Source organism: Bradyrhizobium sp. AZCC 1577 (genome assembly GCF_036924575.1).
GTDB lineage: Bacteria > Pseudomonadota > Alphaproteobacteria > Rhizobiales > Xanthobacteraceae > Bradyrhizobium.
The window spans coordinates 2,088,094-2,106,569 of record NZ_JAZHRQ010000001.1 but is presented as its reverse complement, the minus strand read 5'-3'; the positions used below and the strand labels follow the sequence as shown (position 1 = coordinate 2,106,569).

Annotated in this window: 21 protein-coding genes; 1 reads left to right on the top strand and 20 read right to left on the bottom strand. The window is 61.1% G+C overall.

Translation table 11 applies throughout. The features are described 5' to 3' along the window. Window positions 1–50 precede the first annotated feature (50 nt). The 20 genes from trbL to V1278_RS09800 all read right to left on the bottom strand — a co-directional run bounded on the left by trbL (window position 51) and on the right by V1278_RS09800 (window position 17,940). Window positions 51–1,280: a P-type conjugative transfer protein TrbL gene (gene trbL / locus V1278_RS09895; protein WP_334380549.1), complete on the bottom strand. Its 1,230-nt coding sequence runs from the start codon at window positions 1,278–1,280 to the stop codon at window positions 51–53. Continuing rightward, on the bottom strand, window positions 1,277–1,639 hold the full coding sequence (gene trbK-alt, locus V1278_RS09890; RefSeq protein WP_334380548.1) for a putative entry exclusion protein TrbK-alt: 363 nt from the start codon (window positions 1,637–1,639) through the stop codon (window positions 1,277–1,279). Before trbK-alt ends, trbL begins: the two co-directional genes overlap by 4 nt. Beyond that, window positions 1,639–2,370 (bottom strand): P-type conjugative transfer protein TrbJ, encoded by a 732-nt coding sequence (gene trbJ, locus V1278_RS09885; RefSeq protein ID WP_334380547.1) that lies wholly within the window; start codon window positions 2,368–2,370, stop codon window positions 1,639–1,641. The genes trbK-alt and trbJ overlap by 1 nt, the downstream gene beginning before the upstream one ends. Further along, window positions 2,367–4,808 (bottom strand): conjugal transfer protein TrbE, encoded by a 2,442-nt coding sequence (trbE, locus tag V1278_RS09880; protein WP_334380546.1) that lies wholly within the window; start codon window positions 4,806–4,808, stop codon window positions 2,367–2,369. The genes trbJ and trbE overlap by 4 nt, the downstream gene beginning before the upstream one ends. A 10-nt stretch (window positions 4,809–4,818) precedes the next feature. Further along, complete coding sequence (locus V1278_RS09875; protein ID WP_334380545.1) at window positions 4,819–5,082, bottom strand: VirB3 family type IV secretion system protein; 264 nt, start codon at window positions 5,080–5,082, stop codon at window positions 4,819–4,821. Continuing rightward, entirely contained in the window at window positions 5,082–5,408 is a 327-nt protein-coding gene (locus tag V1278_RS09870; RefSeq protein ID WP_334380544.1) for a TrbC/VirB2 family protein, read from the bottom strand. The genes V1278_RS09875 and V1278_RS09870 overlap by 1 nt, the downstream gene beginning before the upstream one ends. A 1-nt stretch (window position 5,409) precedes the next feature. Next, on the bottom strand, window positions 5,410–6,324 hold the full coding sequence (gene trbB, locus V1278_RS09865) for a P-type conjugative transfer ATPase TrbB (RefSeq protein ID WP_334380543.1): 915 nt from the start codon (window positions 6,322–6,324) through the stop codon (window positions 5,410–5,412). Window positions 6,325–6,553: 229 nt separating this feature from the next. After that, window positions 6,554–7,918, bottom strand: a complete 1,365-nt coding sequence (locus V1278_RS09860) for an MFS transporter (RefSeq protein WP_442894645.1) — start codon at window positions 7,916–7,918, stop codon at window positions 6,554–6,556. Then, window positions 7,881–8,435, bottom strand: coding sequence for a hypothetical protein (locus tag V1278_RS09855; protein WP_334380541.1), 555 nt, complete (start codon window positions 8,433–8,435; stop codon window positions 7,881–7,883). Before V1278_RS09855 ends, V1278_RS09860 begins: the two co-directional genes overlap by 38 nt. Before the next feature lie 344 nt (window positions 8,436–8,779). After that, window positions 8,780–9,208, bottom strand: a complete 429-nt coding sequence (locus tag V1278_RS09850) for a CopG family transcriptional regulator (RefSeq protein WP_334380539.1) — start codon at window positions 9,206–9,208, stop codon at window positions 8,780–8,782. A 6-nt stretch (window positions 9,209–9,214) separates the two neighbouring features. Continuing rightward, the gene (locus V1278_RS09845) at window positions 9,215–11,203 is read right to left on the bottom strand and encodes a conjugal transfer protein TraG (RefSeq protein WP_334380538.1); all 1,989 of its coding nucleotides are present in this window, start codon (window positions 11,201–11,203) and stop codon (window positions 9,215–9,217) included. Window positions 11,204–11,239: 36 nt separating this feature from the next. Beyond that, window positions 11,240–13,003, bottom strand: coding sequence for a relaxase/mobilization nuclease domain-containing protein (locus V1278_RS09840; protein ID WP_334380537.1), 1,764 nt, complete (start codon window positions 13,001–13,003; stop codon window positions 11,240–11,242). 250 nt (window positions 13,004–13,253) lie between these two features. Beyond that, window positions 13,254–14,147 (bottom strand): lytic transglycosylase domain-containing protein, encoded by an 894-nt coding sequence (locus tag V1278_RS09835; RefSeq protein ID WP_334380536.1) that lies wholly within the window; start codon window positions 14,145–14,147, stop codon window positions 13,254–13,256. Window positions 14,148–14,149: 2 nt separating this feature from the next. Then, a complete protein-coding gene (locus V1278_RS09830; protein ID WP_442894626.1) occupies window positions 14,150–14,662 on the bottom strand; it encodes a S26 family signal peptidase in 513 nt (170 codons plus the stop codon). Continuing rightward, a complete protein-coding gene (locus V1278_RS09825; protein ID WP_334380534.1) occupies window positions 14,659–15,123 on the bottom strand; it encodes a DUF2840 domain-containing protein in 465 nt (154 codons plus the stop codon). Before V1278_RS09825 ends, V1278_RS09830 begins: the two co-directional genes overlap by 4 nt. A 289-nt stretch (window positions 15,124–15,412) precedes the next feature. After that, entirely contained in the window at window positions 15,413–16,294 is an 882-nt protein-coding gene (locus V1278_RS09820) for a replication initiator protein A (RefSeq protein WP_334380533.1), read from the bottom strand. A 22-nt stretch (window positions 16,295–16,316) separates the two neighbouring features. Next, window positions 16,317–16,598, bottom strand: a complete 282-nt coding sequence (locus V1278_RS09815) for a helix-turn-helix transcriptional regulator (RefSeq protein ID WP_009734055.1) — start codon at window positions 16,596–16,598, stop codon at window positions 16,317–16,319. A 132-nt stretch (window positions 16,599–16,730) separates the two neighbouring features. Then, window positions 16,731–17,171 carry a DUF2285 domain-containing protein gene (locus V1278_RS09810; protein ID WP_334380532.1) on the bottom strand — a complete coding sequence of 147 codons (441 nt, stop codon included), beginning with the start codon at window positions 17,169–17,171 and terminating at the stop codon, window positions 16,731–16,733. 91 nt (window positions 17,172–17,262) lie between these two features. After that, a complete protein-coding gene (locus tag V1278_RS09805; protein ID WP_334380530.1) occupies window positions 17,263–17,502 on the bottom strand; it encodes a transcriptional regulator domain-containing protein in 240 nt (79 codons plus the stop codon). Between the two features lie 165 nt (window positions 17,503–17,667). Beyond that, window positions 17,668–17,940 (bottom strand): DUF2285 domain-containing protein, encoded by a 273-nt coding sequence (locus tag V1278_RS09800; protein WP_334380529.1) that lies wholly within the window; start codon window positions 17,938–17,940, stop codon window positions 17,668–17,670. A 236-nt stretch (window positions 17,941–18,176) separates the two neighbouring features. On the opposite strand from V1278_RS09800, the gene V1278_RS09795 reads away from it, so the two are divergent. Then, window positions 18,177–18,404, top strand: a complete 228-nt coding sequence (locus V1278_RS09795) for a helix-turn-helix domain-containing protein (protein WP_334384139.1) — start codon at window positions 18,177–18,179, stop codon at window positions 18,402–18,404. Window positions 18,405–18,476: the final 72 nt, after the last annotated feature.

The window sequence follows — 18,476 nt, the reverse complement described above, 5'->3', positions numbered from 1 at the left end:
CGGATGTGGCCACTACCCGCGGCGGGTGGCTAAAGCGACGCTCTGTTGTGTCAGCGCTCTCCTTCGGACAGATCGACGGAGGAGCCACTCCCGCCGTGGTCACCGGAGCGCACGGCATGGCCAGTTGTAGATGCGCCATGTTGGATGGTCTGGGCACGTTTCATGCGCCGCACCCAATCAGGTTGCCCATCCGCGGAAGTGCTCGCGGCCGGCTCACTCGCTTGCCCGTTGCTGGCGAACGCGGCGGCCGCTCGACGTAACGGACTCATAGCGGCCGAAGCACCAGATTCAGCGACGCTGGCAAGACCGCGGCTTCGATAGGGCACGTGTGCGCCGCTCAAGACGGCGCCCCCACCGCGCGCGGCACCTGCGATAGCTCCGCCGGCAAGGCCAGCACCACCGGCGGCAAGGCCGGCACCTGCCGCAATAACGCCGCCAGCAGCAAGTCCCGTTCCAATTGCGGCGCCGGCGCCAAGTTGCGGTCCGCCCGACACCAGGCCATTTGCGATTCCCGGACCGAAGATGCCGAGGCCCAACAACGAGAGCGCTGCGAGTACCAGCGTCATCGCGTCTTCGATGGTCGGCTGCCCGCCGCCGAAGCCTGACGTAAATTGCGAGAACAGGGTCGAGCCGATACCGACGATAACGGCCAGGACCAGGACCTTGATTCCGGAAGACATGACGTTGCCCAAGACTCGCTCTGCCGCGAATGCGGTCTTGCCAAACAGACCAAATGGGATGAGCACGAAGCCGGCAAGCGTCGTCAGCTTGAACTCAATCAGGGTGACGAAGAGCTGGATCGCCAGAATGAAGAAGGCGAGCAGCACTACGACCCATGCAAACAGGAGAACGACGATCTGGACGAAATTCTCGAAGAAGCTGATGTAGCCCATCAGGCTGGAAATTGAATCGAGCAACGGCCGGCCGGCGTCGAGTCCGACTTGGGCGATCTTTCCCGGTCGCAGGAAATCTGACGCGGATAGGCTTGATCCGGACGCTTTTAAGCCGAGACCGGCCAAGCTCTCGAAGACGATGCGCGCCAGGTTGTTCCAGTTGCCGATGAGGTAGGCAAAGACGCCGACGAAGAGCGTCTTCTTGACGAGGCGCGCGATGATGTCCTCGTCTGTTCCCCAACTCCAGAACAAAGCGGCGAGCGTGATGTCGATCGCGGCAAGGGTCGTTGCGAGATATCCGACATCGCCACCCAAGAGCCCGAAGCCGTTATCGATGTAGCGCGTGAACGTTTCCAGAAACTGATCGATGATCCCAGTACCGGTCATGGCTTGCTCGCACCGGGCATCGCAACGGATGGATACCCTTGCGGTATCCGGCCCTGATCCTTTCGCGCGGGCGTCAGGCCAGCGACTGGATCGTGAGAAGCGGCACCGTCCCTCTTGCCAAAGAAGCGCCGCCGGTTTTCGGCCCACACCTTTTGGCAATGCTGATAGCTTGCCGCTTCTTCCGAAGTAACGCTGCGGCAGCGCGCAAGGTCGGAACCATCGACGTCCGTGGTCTGCTCTGCCTTTGGCGGCGCGGAAGCCTCTTCACCACCACGAAGCTGGATCGTGCAGGCCGCAACGACGAATACGCCGATTGTCGTGGCCAGCGACAAAGCCTTGAAGGCCCTTACATCTGACATTAGTGGAACATCTGCACGTTGGAGGATTGATAGCCCTGCCCCGGCGTCAGAAACCGCCGGAGCTGCTCTCGGCCCTGGTCTTGCGCAGCCGCGCGCTGAGCTGCTTCAAGGCTCTGCGCCCTGCCCTGAGCCGCAAAGGCAGCCGTGAGATCGGCGAGCTGTTGCGCTTGAAGCGCGAGGATCTGATTGCCCGCTTGGGTTGCCTGCAGGGCGCCACTGGCACCCTGGCTCGATGTTACGAGCGCAGACGTCTGGACGCGGTTCCTGTCGAGGTTGCCGACGACGCCGGCCTGGACCCGGAGCGCGTCCTGTAGCGCGGCAACGGAATTCTGCCACCGCGATTGAGCGTTGGTGATCAAGACCTGATTCGTTTGATTGCCGGTGGCCGGCGCATAGCTGGTCGAGAACGCGTGATCAATCTGCTGAACGTCGTAAGCGATGCGCTGAGCCTGGGCCAGCAATTGCTGAGTACGCACGATCGATGATTGCAGTTGCTGTAGCGATGAATACGGCAGGTTTGCCAGGTTCTTTGCCTGATTGATCAGCATCTGCGCCTCGTTCTGCAACGAGGTGATCTGATTGTTGATCTGCTGCAGCTCCCGCGCGGCGGTAAGGACGTTCTGGACGTAATTGTTGGGATCGAAGACGATCCACTGCGCCCGTGCGGGCACCGTGACGCCAAGCGTGAGGACGATGGTTCCAGCGGCCACCAATGAGCTAAGACACCTCATAGTGATCTCTCCAGATTGCCAAGATTGGGGATCAGGTCTGTGGCCCAGGCGACGCCACGGTGCTGGAGCCAGGCGGGTACGAAGCCGTCACGGCCGTGCTCGGCAAGTAGCCGCTCAATGGCTGCCTGGTCGGTTTTTGAGGAAGCTGCTGTAAAGGCGAGTGCAACCTCACCAAGCCCGAGCTCGAACATCCGGTTGCCGCGGCGAGATTGGCAGTAGTAATCTCGTTTCGGCGTCGCCCGGCTCAGAAGTTCGATCTGTCGGTCGTTGAGGCCGAAGCGCTGGTAGATGGCTGATATCTGCGGCTCGATCGCACGCTCGTTCGGTAGCAACAAGCGTGTTGGACAACTTTCAATGATCGCCGGCGCGATCGCAGAGCCGTCGATGTCCGAAAGCGATTGGGTGGCGAAGATGACGGACGCATTCTTCTTCCGAAGCGTTTTGAGCCATTCTCGTAGCTGACCGGCAAAATCGCTGTCATCCAACACAAACCAGCCCTCATCAACGATGAGAAGGGTCGGCCTGCCATCCAGACGATCGCCGATGCGATGAAAAAGGTAGGACAGGACTGCGGGCGCGGCTCCGGAGCTGAGCAAGCCTTCAGTCTCGAAAGCTTGGACCGATGCTTCACCAAGGCGCTCTGATTCCGCATCAAGCAGTCGGCCGTATGGCCCGCCTAGGCAATATGGCTGCAGGGCGCGCTTCAGTGCGTTCGATTGAAGAAGGACAGAGAGGCCTGTAAGCGTCCGCTCCTCCGTCGGCGCGGAGGCCAGAGAGGTCAGGGCCGACCACAAGTGATCCTTGGCTTCGGGCGTGATCGCAATTTTTTCGCGCGCCAGGAGTGCCTCAATCCACTCAGATGCCCAAGCGCGCTCCGACAAGTCATCGATTCCGACAAGCGGCTGCAGGGATACAGGCGCAGACGCGTCGTCTGATAATGCGCCACCGAGATCATGCCAGTCGCCACCCATGGCGGTGGCGGCAGCCCTGATCGACCCCCCGAAATCGAACGCAAAGATCTGGGAGTTCGGATATCGGCGGAACTGAAGCGCCATCAGGGCCAAGAGCACCGACTTGCCGGCACCCGTCGGGCCGACCACGAGGGTATGGCCGACGTCGCCGACATGAAGCGAGAATCGGAAAGGAGTCGATCCCTCCGTCTTGCCGAACAGGAGTGGCGGACTTTTGAAGTGCAGATCCCTCGCCTCTCCGGCCCACACGGCCGACATTGGAATCATGTGGGCGAGGTTGAGGGTCGAGACCGGCGGCTGCCGCACATTGGCATATACATGTCCCGGCAGACTACCGAGCCAGGCTTCGACGGCGTTCACCGTCTCGATCATGCAGGTAAAGTCGCGCCCCTGGATTACTTTCTCGACCAGCCGCAGCTTTTCATCGGCGGCACCGGGATCACCGTCCCAGACAGTGATGGTCGCCGTGACAAAGGCTTGCCCGATCTGATCCGAGCCAAGTTCCTGCAGCGCCGCGTCGGCTTCGATCGCCTTGTTGTGGGCGTCGGTATCGAGCAACGTCGACGCCTCGTTGGTTATGACCTCCTTGAGAATGGCGCCAATGGATTTTCTCTTGGCGAACCATTGGCGACGGATTTTGGTCAGCAGCTTCGTAGCATCGGTCTTGTCGAGCATAATCGCGCGGGTCGACCAACGATACGGGAATGCCAGGCGATTCAGGTCGTCCAGGATTCCCGGCGTCGTCGTGCTCGGAAAGCCCACAATTGAGAGTACCCGCAAGTGAGCTGAACCCAGCATCGGCTCAAGCCCGCCGGTCAACGGCTGGTCGGCCAGCAGCGCATCGAGGTACATCGGAATTTCAGGCACTCGAACGCGATGACGTCTAGTCGAAATTGTCGAGTGCAGGTAGGTCAGCGTGTCCTGGTCATCAAGCCAGGCGCATTCGGGCATGAACCCTTCAACAAGCTGCAGCACGCGATTGGTTTGATCGGCAAACCCACGTAACACCTCGCGAGCATCAGCTCCAATCGCGCGATCTCGGCCCTCATAAAGCAATCGCTCGGCCTTGGCGGCCCCCTCCTCCGGCGGGAGATAGAGGAACGTCAGAAAATAGCTGGACTCGTAGTGGGCGCCCTCCTCCTCGAACTGAGCCCTGCGCTCGGCGTCAACCAACGCAGACACCGCATCGGGAAACGTGTTCAGTGGGTAGATTCCCGCAGAATGACGCTGCGCCTCGACAAATACTGCCCAGCCGGATCCGAGGCGACGTAAGGCGTTGTTCAGACGAGCGGAGACGGCGACAAGTTCAGCCGGCACTGCGCTATCGAGGTCAGGTCCCCGGAATTTCGCCGCTCGCTGGAACGAGCCGTCCTTGTTCAGGATGATTCCCTCGTCGACGAGCGCTGCCCAAGGCAGGAAGTCCGCAAGACGGGCGTTAGACCGGCGGTATTCGGCAAGGTTCAGCATGAACGAGACCTCAGACGTTGAGATGAGAGGGTATGCGGAGGTGTCGGCGCACCACATCAACGAAGGCAGGATCGCGCTTCGCGGCCCAAACGGCGGCCATGTGACCGATGAACCAGAGAACAAGACCTGCGATCCAGAGCCGCAGTCCGAGTCCAAGGGCCGCCGCCAATGTGCCGTTGACAATCGCAACCGACCGCGGCGCGCCACCCATCAGGATCGGCTCCGTGAGCGCGCGGTGGACGGGCGCGAAAAAACCTGCGATCGGTTCTTCCATCAGATCACCACGCCGCCGCCGAAGGAGAAGAACGACAGGAAGAAGCTCGAGGCAGCAAACGCGATCGACAGGCCGAACACGATTTGAATCAGTCTGCGGAAACCACCCGACGAATCACCGAACGCGAGCGTGAGCCCGGTCACGACGATGATGATGACCGCCACGATCTTGGCGACCGGACCTTCAACCGACTGGAGGATCTGATTGAGCGGCTGCTCCCACGGCATGTTCGAGCCGGCCGCCCATGCGGGTGCCGTCATCAAGAGAACTAAGCCGAAAGAGGCCATCGAGGCAGCTTCTCGACGAAAACGCAATTGCGGACGCATGTCAGTCTCCTGCTGGGGAAAGGCTGTAGTCGCCGGCAGCCTCAAGTCCCGTGACAAGGGCGAGTTCTGCAAGGCGCCGATCGGAGCCGCGGCCCGCAAGCACAGCAACGAGGTTGACAGTCTCGGCGATTAAGGCGCGCGGGACCGTGATGACAGCTTCCTGAATGAGCTGCTCGAGCCGCCGTAGCGCGCCGAGCGCGGTGCCCGCATGGATGGTACCGATGCCGCCGGGATGGCCGGTGCCCCAGGCCTTGAGCAAGTCGAGCGCCTCGGCACCGCGGACCTCGCCAATCGGGATGCGGTCAGGTCGCAGTCGGAGCGAGGAGCGGACGAGGTCCGACAGTGTCGCTACGCCGTCCTTGGTTCGAAGCGCGACAAGATTGGGCACCTTGCACTGAAGTTCGCGAGTGTCTTCGATCAACACGACACGATCGGAAGTCTTTGCCACCTCGGCTAGGAGCGCGTTGGTCAAGGTCGTTTTGCCGGTCGATGTTCCACCGGCGACGAGTATATTCTTGCGAGCGGCGACCGCGCTCTTCAGGATTTGGGCCTGCTCCGAGGTCATCACGCCTGCGGCAACGTAGTCGTCGAGCGTAAAGATGGCGACTGCGGGTTTGCGGATGGCGAAGGCAGGAGCGGCGACGACGGGAGGCAGGAGGCCTTCGAAACGTTCACCGGTCCCGGGTAATTCCGCGGAGACGCGCGGTGAGCCAGCGTGTACTTCCGCGCCAACGTGGTGTGCAACCAAGCGCACGATGCGCTCGCCGTCGACCGGGGACAAGGTTTCGCCGGTATCGGTAAGACCGCTCGACAGGCGGTCGATCCAGATCCGCCCATCAGGGTTGAGCATCACCTCGACGATGGATTCGTCTTCGAGGTAGGCCGCGATCGCCGCGCCAAGAGCGCTACGCAGCATTCGCGCGCCGCGCGAATTGGCCTCGGATTGAAAAGAATGGATTGCCACCGCCGCCCCCACCGAATGAGGACGTCTAGAGAGCGTCCTCAGATGGGGATGATTAGAAAAGCCACCACTCGGCTTAGCGCAACAAGCGCTTTCGGTGATCGTAGGCCGGCGTGTAAAAAGAAAGACTGAGAACTGATCGTTGGTGCCGGCCAAATCGGAGCCGCTGGTTGCGGGTTATCTCTTACCACTCCGCATTGTCTTCCGTGGACATCGGTCGGATCGCTTCCTCGTGCATATTGACCGGTTCGAGCGCATCGGAAGCGCAAACAGACTTGGAGGCAGATGACCGTATCCTCCAGATGAAGGTTCGGAGCCAAGGGAGCGCGAACCAAACGAACGCCGTGATCTGCACTATCGCGTTAAAACCGAACGCGACTTGATAGGCCAGGACGGACGCGTGACCATCCTGAGTGGACCATTGCCCTATGATGAGGCCCGTCGCGTATTGCGCCAGAAATGCCCAACCGAAGTGTAGAACGTTCAAGGCTCCGTTGGCACGACCGACAAGCTCTGGCGGGAAGTATTCAGCTATGACCGCGAAGCTGACCACCGTTGCTGCGCCGAAAATTGCCACCGCCGACCAGGGCAAAACAGACGGCAAAGGCGCGCGCAGGATCAGGGCTAACTCAGCTGCGATGAACAGCACCGCGGCCGCGACCAACACCACCTCCGTCCCCACCCCTTTTCGTCGGATCCGATGTAGGGTCGTACCGAATAGCCATGCGCCTCCGCTAAGTACGATCGACATTAGGAAAAGCTGTCCGACGAGAGCCGCACGATCAAGCCCCTCTACGTCCGTCAGCCATGGCGATGCCCACAACCCCTGCAGCGACCAAGCCGAACCGACGCAAGTCGCTGACAAGGGAGCAATTCTCCAGAAACGCCGATCTAGAAACACGTCCTTTAAAGTGCCATGGCTCGGTGGCGTTGATAATGAGATGGCCCGATCGGGCACCAGGAAATAGATAAGTACGGCTGTAGCGCCGGTCGCCGCAGCTAATAGGACAAACAGCTGTTGCCAGCTGATCCACGCAAGCAACTGTTCAGCTGGAGCTGTCGCGGTCACCGCTCCGAGCGAACCCAGCATGATCATGTAGCCATTCAGCAGAGTCACGCGCTCTCTCGGAAACCAGAGCACGATCGCCTTAAGTCCGGCTGTCAGCGACGCTGCGACACCAAGCCCAATCATGGCACGCCCGACCAACAACGACATGAAATCCGTCGACGTCGCGAACAGTCCGGCCCCTGCTGCTGCGACCAAGAGCAGTACGCTCTGGACACGACGCGGACCATAGCGGTCCAGGAGTATGCCGATCGGAATCTGTGCAGCAGCGAAGACAAGAAAATAGACCGAAGTAAGCAGCCCAAGGTCAGCAGTGCCAAGACCAGCATCTGCTCTGAGGTGACCAGAGATCAGGCCATTGATCGTCCGAAACAGATACGCAAGGTAGTATCCCAAGGAGAACGGAAGAAAGACACATGCGATGAGCCGCAAGCCGTGGGCTGCATTAGCAAAACGCGTTTGGAAGGTGCCGAAAGTTTGGATTGCTGCCGTCCTCCTGGACGGCAGCAATCGGTTGGTCTTGATCGGCCGCTGAATCTGGTCGTGGAACTGTATTAGCTGACCGCCCCTGAGACGCTAGCGGCAAAGCATCATCCGACTCCAACTCGGAAGGAGTCTCGCTTAGACGATCAATCGTCTCCTGCATCAAGGACCGGTCAGAGCGAACGCGCTTCTCAACCTGTTTGGCAAGCTCATTGAACCGGTCGCGACCAAGCGCACATGCCTCGCCCTGCTGGGCTTGCGGCATGGGCGGAGTGATAGTCAGATGATATCGGGCGTGGAGTGCGACCGTCTCCGCGACAATTCGTAGCTCGCTTTGAAGACGATCCAGCTGACTGCTGATCCGATCAAAGTGCTCGTGGATAAGACCCTCAATGGGCGGAGCCGGATCGAGGAAGCGCTCAAGAGCCGTCTCGACAACCATGCTCTTGCCAACGCCAGGACGATCGGTAGCAGATTCAAGGCGCTCAAACATGTTTTCGGAGAGTTGAACGGTCACCTTTCTGGTTCGTGGGACCTCTCGGGGCGCCTGCTGCCCATCCGGGCTGGTTTGATTCACGATAGAGTCGATGTGGCTATCGACCTCATTCCCAATCTGCATTGTATGCCCCCCGTCCACGGACACGCCAACGATCCGCACATTGTTCTCAACCCGCGACATGAAGTTGAGTCGAGAAGGATCAGACGTGAACCCGGTCAGCAAAAACGATGGACTGACCGCAGCTGCAACCGCGTGAACACGGGGTTCGTAGATTGTCGTAGGTAAAGAAAGAAACGGCGAGATGGATAGGCAGGGCGCACGTTTCTCAGTTCGAACCGGAAGTTCGATTTAAGAACGGCGTTTCAGCTACCGGGCTCGTCTAGCTTCCTATGCATGATATCGTCCGGAATTTCCCGTAGGAAGCTTTGCCCCTTTTGCAGTCGACGCCCGAGCGCTTCGACAAATCCTTCAAAGCGCTCCCGACCCTTCAGTTGTGCGGCCGACTGCGCGTCGTTGGGCAACGGGGGCGTGATCGTCAGCCAGAAGCGGATGAAGAGGGCCAGGGTCTCGGCCGTTAAGCCGACGTCGCGTTCCAGCCTCTGCATCTGGCGAGATAGCCGGTCGAGGCGACGAGTAAACGCCGCCTCCCGCCTATCCGTTGCGTCCGGTGACAGAAATGAAGCGACTGCCGCTTCCACGATCGCGGACCGGGAAAGCTTCCTGCGATCGGCAAGGTCTGTGATCTGCTTTAAAAGCTCTGGCGGGAAATATACGTTCATCCGGTCGCGCATGTTGTCTCACAACTCCATGCCGTCATTCGGGTCCATAGCGACCTGACGAGCGACGCCACGCATCTTCTGACGAAGAAGTCGAGACTGACGGACCGCGTCGTCGTCCTCGTCGAGAACGGCGGCAAATTCTTCCGCCGGCGATGGCTCGGTTGTCTCCTTGGCAATAGCGACGTGATCGGGGAGTTCGGGTTCACGACGAAGGCCGCTGTTTGCGGTGTCTTCCCCTGTTTGCTCCACCCTGTCGGATGGAAGTGTCGCCGGCTTAAGCGTTCCAAGCGTCGACCATCCGTCCGTTCGCGAAGACCGGCCGGAGGCCGCGGGATCGGGCGGCGGCAAGACCCGCTCGGTAAACCTCCGATCCTCGTAGTAGCGAACCTTCTTCGCCCGGATCGGCGGTGTGCCCGCTACCATGACGATTTCGTCTCGCGGCGGAAGCTGCATGACCTCACCAGGGGTCAAGAGCGGCCTCGCCGTCTCCTGCCGCGAGACCATGAGGTGCCCCAGCCAGGGATTCAACCTGTGTCCGGCATAGTTCTTCATCGCCCGCATTTCGGTCGCCGTGCCCAGCGCATCGGATACCCGCTTGGCGGTCCGCTCGTCGTTGGTCGCGAAGCTGACGCGAACATGGCAATTGTCGAGAATGGCATTGTTCGGCCCGTAGGCCTTCTCGATCTGATTGAGCGATTGCGCGATCAAAAAGCTCTTGATGCCGTAGCCCGCCATGAATGCGAGCGCGGACTCGAAGAAATCAAGCCGCCCAAGTGCTGGGAACTCATCGAGCATCATCAGGACACGATGCCGGCGGTCGCGGGCGTGCAAATCCTCGGTCAGGCGCCGACCAATCTGATTCAGCACCAAGCGGATCAACGGTTTGGTTCGTGAGATATCCGAGGGGGGCACCACCAGGTACAGCGTCGTGGGGCTAGCATCGGTGATCAGGTCGGCGATCCGCCAGTCGCAACGGCGGGTCACCCCGGCCACGACGGGATCGCGGTAAAGCCCGAGGAACGACATGGCGGTGGACAGGACGCCAGAGCGCTCATTCTCCGATTTGTTGAGGAGTTCGCGCGCGGTCGAGGCGACCACGGGATGGGCGCCCTGCTCGCCGAGGTGCGGCGTGGTCATCATCGCCTTCAGCGTCGCCTCGATCGGCCGCCTCGGGTCGGACAGGAAGGCGGCGACACCGGCCAGGGTCTTGTCGGCCTCGGCATAGAGGACGTGGAGAATGGCGCCGACCAGGAGCGAATGACTGGTCTTCTCCCAATGGTTTCGCTTGTCGAGCGAGCCTTCGGGGTCGACCAGGACGTCGGCCACGTTCTGGACGTCGCGAACCTCCCATTCCCCGCGCCGGACTTCGAGCAGCGGATTGTAGGCGGAGGATTTTGGGTTGGTGGGGTCGAACAACAGGGCGCGGCCATGCCGCGAGCGAAAGCCCGCGGTCAGTTGCCAGTTCTCGCCTTTGATGTCGTGAACGATGGCCGAGCCGGACCAGGCCAGCAACGAGGGAACGACGAGTCCGACACCTTTGCCCGACCGGGTGGGTGCAAAACACAAGACGTGCTCTGGTCCGTCATGGCGAAGGTAGTCGTGGTCGAGCTTGCCCAGCACCACGCCATCCGGACCGAGAAGTCCGGCCGCTTTGACCTCCTGCGAATCGGCCCAACGCGCCGAGCCATAGGTCTCGACGTTCTTGGCTTCGCGTGCCCGCCAGACTGACATGCCGATCGCCGCCGCAATCGAAACGAAGGTCCCCGACGCCGCGATGAAGGCCCCCTCGACAAAGATTTGAGGCGCATAGGCGTCGTAGACAAACCACCACCAGAAGAAGACGGGCGGGTAGTAAACCTTGAAGCCCGACAGTTCGAACCAGGGCCGCCCAAGCTCGGGCTGGTAGGCAAGTCGCCAGGCCGTCCATTCGGTTGCGCCCCAGATGGCCAGCAAAGCGATCAGGCCGACAACGATCACCTGTCCCCAGAGGATTTTGGTTCCGGACATCCCAAACGCCCTTCCGCAACTGAATTGGCGAGATTGCTAGAGGCCGAGGTCGCGCTTCCGACCAAAGCCCCATTCGATGCCACCGCCGTCCTTCACGGCCCCGGTGACGTGTTGGCCGAGCCTCTGTTCGAGCTCACGCGACCAGGGCACGAGCTGGAAGCCAAGCCCATTATCGACCATGGCGAAGCGTCCTGAGGTGAGCGTCAGGCGCTGGCGGTAGGCGCCGGCCACATGCTCACCAGAGGCAGCCCTCATGTGAGGCAGGCCGGTGTCGGCACTGACTTTTGCCCCCACCTCGTCCAGTTCACGCCGGCGCAATGTGTTCAGGAGGTCGCGCTGCAAGATGATGCGTTGGCCCTGCCGCCGCGCCAGGCCCTCCTGGATCAGATGCTCGGTACGGGCTTCCATGGCGTCGCGGGTCTCGCGACCGAATCCGCCCATGGCGAGCGGCATGGGATCGCGTTCAACCAGCCTATGGTCGAGCCAGGTTGCCCCTCTTGCCGTGACCAGGCCACCGAGATCGAGATCGGAACGGGTCGTCATCACCAGGGTGGGGCGCGGATCGCCGGTTTGACCGAAGCGTCGGACTTCGACAATTCCGCCGATCGGCGGTGCGTGGTCGAAGGCCTCGATCCCACGGAAACGCACGTGGTGAGCGCGTCCGTCTGTTCCGTCGATCATGGCGTAGGCCTCGCCAGTCAGTTCGTCATGCAATCCGCGGGCGACCAATCGTCCGACAATCTGGTACGTCGGCTGTCCACCTTCGATGACGAAGTCGGCAACGCCGCGCGCTTCCCCACGCTCGGTAAAGGCGCGGTGCATGGTCTTGATGATGTCGCCGCGCATGCCGAGGTCGCGCAAGCTACGCTCGGCCTCGAGCCCGACCATCCATTCCCCTGATGCGACGGATGCGGCAAGGCCCAGCTTCTCCAGGTGTTGAAGGCGACCGACCATCAGGCGCCTGATCTCAGGATCGGACTTGCCGGGATTCTCCGGGCGAAGATCGATATAGCCGGTCTCATCGGCCGCCAGCCGGATCTCGCGATCGAGCCGCGTCCATCGTTCCGCCGTGACTTCCCGTTCCAGCGAATTGCGGATTTCGTGCTCCGGTTTTGGACCCAGTTCGATGGCGACCAGTTCCTCGGCGCGTGAGCGCAGGCCCTGGCTGATGTAGTCGCGCGAGATCACGAGATCCGCCCCTTCCTCATCTACTCCCCGAACCAGAAGATGGACGTGAGGGTTGTCGGTATTCCAATGATCGACAGCCACCCAGTCGAGCCGCGTGCCGAGGTCGGTCACCATCTGCTTGGCGAGATCGCGGGTGAAGGCTCTCAGGTCGGTCATCTCGCCGGCATCCTCTGGTGAGACGATGAACCTGAAATGATGCCGGTCGTCCTTGCACCGTTCTGCGAAAGCCGCGCTATCGGCGCGGTCGCTACCCGCATCGAACATCTCGGCCCGCTCGCCACCCCGGGTCACGCCATCGCGCTTCAGATATGAGAGATGAGCGCTCAGTGGTGCTGAGCGGAAGGCTCGCCCTTTGTGCCGAACCACGCGCGCCTTCACCACAACGCGCCGCGTCGGGCTGAACAATCTGGCGCGGCTAAAGGACAGCCGGCCACGGCCAAACGTCGAGCGCCAATAGGCCGCGGAACGCCTGCCGGCCACGGTCTGACCCGAGGTGTGTCCTGCTTTCTTCCCCGCGCGTAGCACCTGGTTGATGAAGCTCTTGGGCTTCGGCGCGCGGGTACTGCGGATGCGCCCAGGTCGAATACGCAGGTCGCTGTCGCCCACGCTCACAGGAGGGCCTCCCAACGATCAAAAGCGTACACAGTGCCGAAAACGCCTTTGATTGCATTCGTCAAACTGCAAGGCGCGGCACGCGCCCCGACCGACCAGCACGCCGGAACCCAAGCCATGTCAATGGCTTGCGGTTCGACCGGCGAGCCCCTTTTATCTCGCCGTCCTGCTGTCGAGTTTGGCAACTGCTCTCGCCCTTCCGCCGATTGCTCGCTGAAGCACGCCATGGCTTGCGAATCTGCAGACCTGGTCATTGCGATGCTCCCGAATTCGATCGAGGGACGAACACGCCAATAGGCCGCGGGACCATGGGCGAAACATCGCGCAACGAGATTGTGGTCGTGGCGTCGCTCGAAGGCGTGAGCGCCGGCGACCGATCGCGCGTTTTCATCAGATCGGATCGAGTGACGAACAGCATTGCAGCTGCCGAAAATTGCCGGTCGGCTGTCCACGTCGGAGGCAATTCGATGCCAAGCAGATTTGCAAGCTTTGCTACATATGCACGCGTCTCATCCGGCAAAGGGCCGCCCGCAAGATGCTCTTCGTAGCGAGCTGGCCCCGCGTTGTACGCGACAAACACGCCAGGCGAGCCATAGCGATCGAGCAGTTCACGGAGATATGCCGTGCCGGCCAGAATGTTGTCGCGCGGATTGTACGGATCGTTCCCTAGGTCATAGCGTTGGCGCAGTTCCGCCCAGGTCGCCGGCATGATCTGCATCAGTCCCATTGCGCCCTTGGGCGACCTGGCCTGCACCTCTCCAGCGCTTTCGATGTTGATGACTGAACCGATCCAGCTCACCGGAATTGCAAAGCGCTTTGAGGCTTCGTCGACGAAATCTGCAAACGGACAGCTTGCTTGAGCAACCGCTCGAACCAAAGCTGATCCGCTCTCGGCTAGAGCAGCACTGTCCGACGCAGCGAAAATAAGCAGCAGCGACACGACAGCCCAAACACGCACGCCCGACCGAGCCAAGCGTGCCGTCGTGCTCGCGCCCGTCCAGGGTGAAGCTGCTTCGCGCCGGCCATACGGCCGCCCTTGACCGCCGCTGCGCGCGCCGGCCTTGCAAAGAGCGGTCGGGACGGAGGAATGGTCTCGCAATCGATCGAACAAAGGAATGGCAAGGCGCGGGCACAGAGGACGCATGATCACTCCTCCCATGTCCACACGGGCAGCGCACGGCCAATAATGGCGGACGCCGGCAGGAATCCGAAGTATCGGCCGTCCAGCGAATCGTTCGACTGCCAGTTCATGAGAAAGAGCTCGCCATCGCCCACGACGCGGCAGCCCTGCCATTTCGGCAGCGGCCGCCCGCGAGCGTCGCGATCCCGCGCCTCGCCCATTGCAATGTCGTCCACCGAAATCGTGAGCCCGCTTCTGCAGACCGTCTGCCCGGGTAGTGCCAAGACCCGCTTGAGCATGGGGACGCCGACCGGCAGATAGCCGTTCAGATCGAGAAAGGTCGAAAGCGGCTCCGGCGGCTGAACGGCGACCAGCTCGGTGACATGGAGGCGCTTCGCCGGTCGTAAGCTGTAGAGACCGATTGGCACGCTTGCCGATGCATTCCAAATGTAAAGCGGAAGTGGCTCCAGGACGATTGTCGCGACGAGCGCAGCAGCAGTCCCAAACGTCGGGATGAGCATCTTCAGGCGTCCTGTCACCGCATCACCCTTTGACGATGGAGCCAGGCCTGGTGGCGCGCCTTCGTGTAGGAGCGCGGGTTTTCATTGACGGACAGACGGTTATGAACGTGATGCCAATGATCAGGAGCGACGTCGGCGGGATCGATGCCGAGCGCCTCAACGGCATCGGTCATCTGTAGCACTCGTTCGACCTTCGGCCAGCCCGAGAGCCGTAGCAAAATCTCTCCGCCGGGCTTCACATACGGCACGGTCGAGCAGCGCTGTCCCGGTGCGACTGCGCGCAAGATGTCGATCCGCGAAATGATCGTGCCAAAGTCATTCGAGGTCCAACGGACGAAGGCAAAGATGCTGCCGGGTGCAAATGACAGGACACGCCGGTGACGATCAATCTTCCGTTCCTCGACAACACGACCGAACCGAATGCGATTTTCGATACGCTTCTCGAGCCACAGAACTTCCACTTCCGTGAGATCGCTCATGCCGCGGCTCCCTGACGCTGGAGTTGGCAGCCGTGAGCCTGGGGTTCGGCGAAGAGCGTGTGCGGCTTGCAAAGCCAAACAGGACTGGCGGCCGGCGGCTGCCGGTCGCCTCCATCGCGGCTTTCGGCCTGGTCCGTTAGAAGAAATCCGAAGGATTTCTGGTTAGTAAAGTTAGAGCGGCTGGAATGCGCAGGGAAACAAGCACTTAAGCTCGATTTCGGTCCCCGATAGCACGAGGATTGGGTCCCTGATAGCACGAGGGTTTCGGTCCCCGATAGCACGAGCTGATTCACAGGTTGTCCTCCGAATTTGGAATGAGACCGCGCCCGCGGAGGCGTGCCGCTAAGGGATCAACAGGCGTAGGCGCGAAGTTCAGCCGCTCGGTGCCGTTCGGATCGCGCGTGAGCACGAGCTGATAGCCGGGCAATGTCTGGCGCTGGACGATCTGCCGGATGTCGTAAGCGAAGTGCTTGAGCGGCGAGAGGATGCCCGACTTTGCATGGAGGTGCACAAGATCGAAACTCCATCCGCCGTCCTGCCGGCCGCCGTGCTTGCGCACGAGCCGGTAAAGCCATCGCTCAAGTCCGCCCGTCAGATCGAAATAAGCGCGATCAATAGTCAGCACGAGCGCGTCGTCGATAACGCCGGCATAGAACCAATCAGGCAGGATCAATTCGAGTCCAAATGGGCGACCATTTGCATCGGCAGTCTCCTTCCACTCGTTGATCCACGAGAAGCGATGCCGTCGCCGTTCTATCGGCTGACGGATAGACGTCAGCACGGTCGTTGACTGAAGTCTGTCGAGACCGGCCTTCAGCCGGTCGTAGTCGCGTGCGCTGGTGCCGCGGCCGACGAACGTCAGAATCTCGTAAGGCGTTGCAGCCATCAGGCGCGACGTCTTCAAGCCGGCGTCACGAGCTTCTACGATCTGGGAAGCAGCCCAGATCAGTACGTCCGCATCCCAAATGGTAGCCATACCATGTTCCGGCACCGCTTCGACCCGAATTGCGATCGCACCGGCACGGAAATCGATCGGCACAATCCGTTTTGTTTTTGCGAGCGAGAAGAACGGATATGCCATCAGATCCTGCGCGTCGCGGGGCGCAAGATCGCCGGGTAGCGCCCGAAAGAGCTCAAGCTGGTCGCGCTCGGAGTGGTGTTTGCGTCGCATGGTCACTGCTCTCATGCGGCGATCAGCGACGTTCCTGGCCCGCATACGGGCGCAGGACCGGCTGCTTCTTGGCCGGCAGTACGGTCCCCTTCCCGGGGTCGGACGTCGACGTCTTGGCGCCGAGGTCGGCCCATGCTTTTAGGTCATCCAGTGCGTAGACGACACGTCCGCCAATCTTCCGATACGTCGGGCCGGTACCGTATGTGCGGTGCTTCTCCAGCGTGCGACCGGAAAGGCCAAGATAGCGCGCGGCTTCCGGTGTACGCAGGAAGCGCGGGGGTAGACCGGCCATCGGATCGGGCATTTGAGAACTCCAGGATGACAGCGCACCGCGGATGGCGGCGTCGGCGTGTGTGCGGTCATCATGGAGAAGCAAGTTCTCGGAGGGGGATGCCGAATATTGGGGGGCCGGTTTTCGGCACCCCCTGGGACGGCGCTACTCGTCCCTGCGCTCGGGCCGCAGAAGTTTGCGATAGCCTCCGCGCACGAACGCGAGGCCGCTTTGTACGAGACGGATGGTTCGGCCGCGCAAATCATGCGTTTTCCAGGCGCGAACCGGTATGCGCTTTTCCCCGAAAAGAGCCTCTGCGATGCTGCGATAGGTCGCGCCGGCGAAATACGCAGCCACCGCGCGAAGGGCTGCGCATAATCTTTCGCGCCGCTGTTTGGACAAACGACGGAAGGCAGGTCCTGGCGCGCGCCCATTCATCGCGCGCCACAGCCGCGTGGCAGCATGCGCGCGCGCTTCGAGATCGCCGTCAAGCGGCAACTCGGCCGCATAGTGGGCGCCTGCGGTCAGCGGCTGTTTCGACCAGATGCGATGGTCCACTGAGCCGATGCGCAGCACCGCATGCCAACCGTCGGCGGCGCGGCACACCTGTCCGCCTGTAAAGTCGAGCAGCGGCTGAGACGCTGACTTGTGAGAAACAGCCGGGGCGGTTGCCACCGGAACAACGGATGCTAGAACTTCAGGTGTCCAAAAGATCGCCTGTTCTTTGGAGGACCTTTGCGGATCGTGGGCGAAAGCAGATGCCCCACCTCCTCCTGAATTCCTCGGTCACTTCGCCATCGGGGCTATTCGCAATCATGGTTTCGTAATCGCGTTGGTAGTCCACGTTCATACGAAGGCCTTCCCAGGCGATGTGAGCGATCTCAGCGTTCTCTAGGCTCTTAAACGAATCCGGCGATCGCCAGTCGAATTCAGGCATTGCTTCCGCCCCATTGCACGCAGCCAACAAGGATTGCGGCGCAATAATTATGAACGAGGCGGTTGTAGGAAGTCCCTAGTTTGGCACCACGTGGTGCATGAGAATGACCACTCCTTAGCGGGAGAAAATAGTTTTGGCTGCAATTCTCTAGTCGGCGATTTTCTTCTATTTTGAGCCGGCGCCGCGTAAAAGGCGCCCCTGCTCGGTCACCCATTTGGCGCGCGCAAGATGACTCTGATATGCCGTCCGCGCACGTTCCGGCTCTCGCTCCGGATCGACGTGTAAGACGATTCGAGCGACCTCCCGCCAGTCCGCCCCCTCACCCTCCGCCTGCAGAAGGCGAATGTACGTGACAACATGTTGTTCGTCATAGGTCGTCAGCGCCGGCTCGTTCGGGGCGACATCCGCGACGTCAGGATCTAGCGGCGGCTTCGACATCAGAGACTACAATGTACGCGTGACCGAACTTCAAATCGCGAGGCGTGAGCCTTGTCCGCTCGAATAGTTCCCTGTCGTAGCATATGGCATGCCACCCGCCCGGGCGAGCGTTCAACCAGCCGAGCCGCGTTCCCCACATTTCAGGCAATCAAAGCTCCGTCCGTGATCCTCAACATCCGACTTCCGCGTATTATAACACGTAGCGCCAAAATACGCGATTGCTTCCTATCCTGCGGATGGATATTCGCAAGGTCTTTGGAACGAACGCGCGTCGATTTCGACTTGCCCTTGGCTTGAGCCAAGAGGCAGTGGCGGAACGCATGGGCGTCGACCGGGCCTTCGTAAGCAGCATGGAGCGAGGGCTGCAAAACGCGACATTGCTCACAATCTGGCAGATTGCCCAAGCGTTGGAGGTCCGGCCTTCAGATCTGCTTGAGGAGAAAGTGTCCAAGGTTCGATCCTGATCTCCCGCGAGCCGGGCCACAGGCCCGGCGAGCGCCGGACGCGGATACGCGTCATCGCCGCCGATCCGGCTT

Coding starts and splice junctions, on each gene's coding strand:
- trbB (WP_334380543.1), bottom strand. CDS start 6,324: ATGCTGCGTAGCGCTCTTGGCGCGGCGATCGCGGCCTACCTCGAAGAC.
- V1278_RS09835 (WP_334380536.1), bottom strand. CDS start 14,147: ATGCGTCCTCTGTGCCCGCGCCTTGCCATTCCTTTGTTCGATCGATTG.
- V1278_RS09845 (WP_334380538.1), bottom strand. CDS start 11,203: ATGTCCGGAACCAAAATCCTCTGGGGACAGGTGATCGTTGTCGGCCTG.
- V1278_RS09815 (WP_009734055.1), bottom strand. CDS start 16,598: ATGCCCGATCCGATGGCCGGTCTACCCCCGCGCTTCCTGCGTACACCG.
- V1278_RS09820 (WP_334380533.1), bottom strand. CDS start 16,294: ATGCGACGCAAACACCACTCCGAGCGCGACCAGCTTGAGCTCTTTCGG.
- V1278_RS09800 (WP_334380529.1), bottom strand. CDS start 17,940: ATGTCGAAGCCGCCGCTAGATCCTGACGTCGCGGATGTCGCCCCGAAC.
- trbE (WP_334380546.1), bottom strand. CDS start 4,808: ATGCTGAACCTTGCCGAATACCGCCGGTCTAACGCCCGTCTTGCGGAC.
- trbK-alt (WP_334380548.1), bottom strand. CDS start 1,639: ATGTCAGATGTAAGGGCCTTCAAGGCTTTGTCGCTGGCCACGACAATC.
- trbL (WP_334380549.1), bottom strand. CDS start 1,280: ATGACCGGTACTGGGATCATCGATCAGTTTCTGGAAACGTTCACGCGC.
- trbJ (WP_334380547.1), bottom strand. CDS start 2,370: ATGAGGTGTCTTAGCTCATTGGTGGCCGCTGGAACCATCGTCCTCACG.
- V1278_RS09805 (WP_334380530.1), bottom strand. CDS start 17,502: ATGCCTGAATTCGACTGGCGATCGCCGGATTCGTTTAAGAGCCTAGAG.
- V1278_RS09795 (WP_334384139.1), top strand. CDS start 18,177: ATGGATATTCGCAAGGTCTTTGGAACGAACGCGCGTCGATTTCGACTT.
- V1278_RS09870 (WP_334380544.1), bottom strand. CDS start 5,408: ATGCGTCCGCAATTGCGTTTTCGTCGAGAAGCTGCCTCGATGGCCTCT.
- V1278_RS09875 (WP_334380545.1), bottom strand. CDS start 5,082: ATGGAAGAACCGATCGCAGGTTTTTTCGCGCCCGTCCACCGCGCGCTC.
- V1278_RS09850 (WP_334380539.1), bottom strand. CDS start 9,208: ATGCGCGACCGGATGAACGTATATTTCCCGCCAGAGCTTTTAAAGCAG.
- V1278_RS09825 (WP_334380534.1), bottom strand. CDS start 15,123: ATGAGCGATCTCACGGAAGTGGAAGTTCTGTGGCTCGAGAAGCGTATC.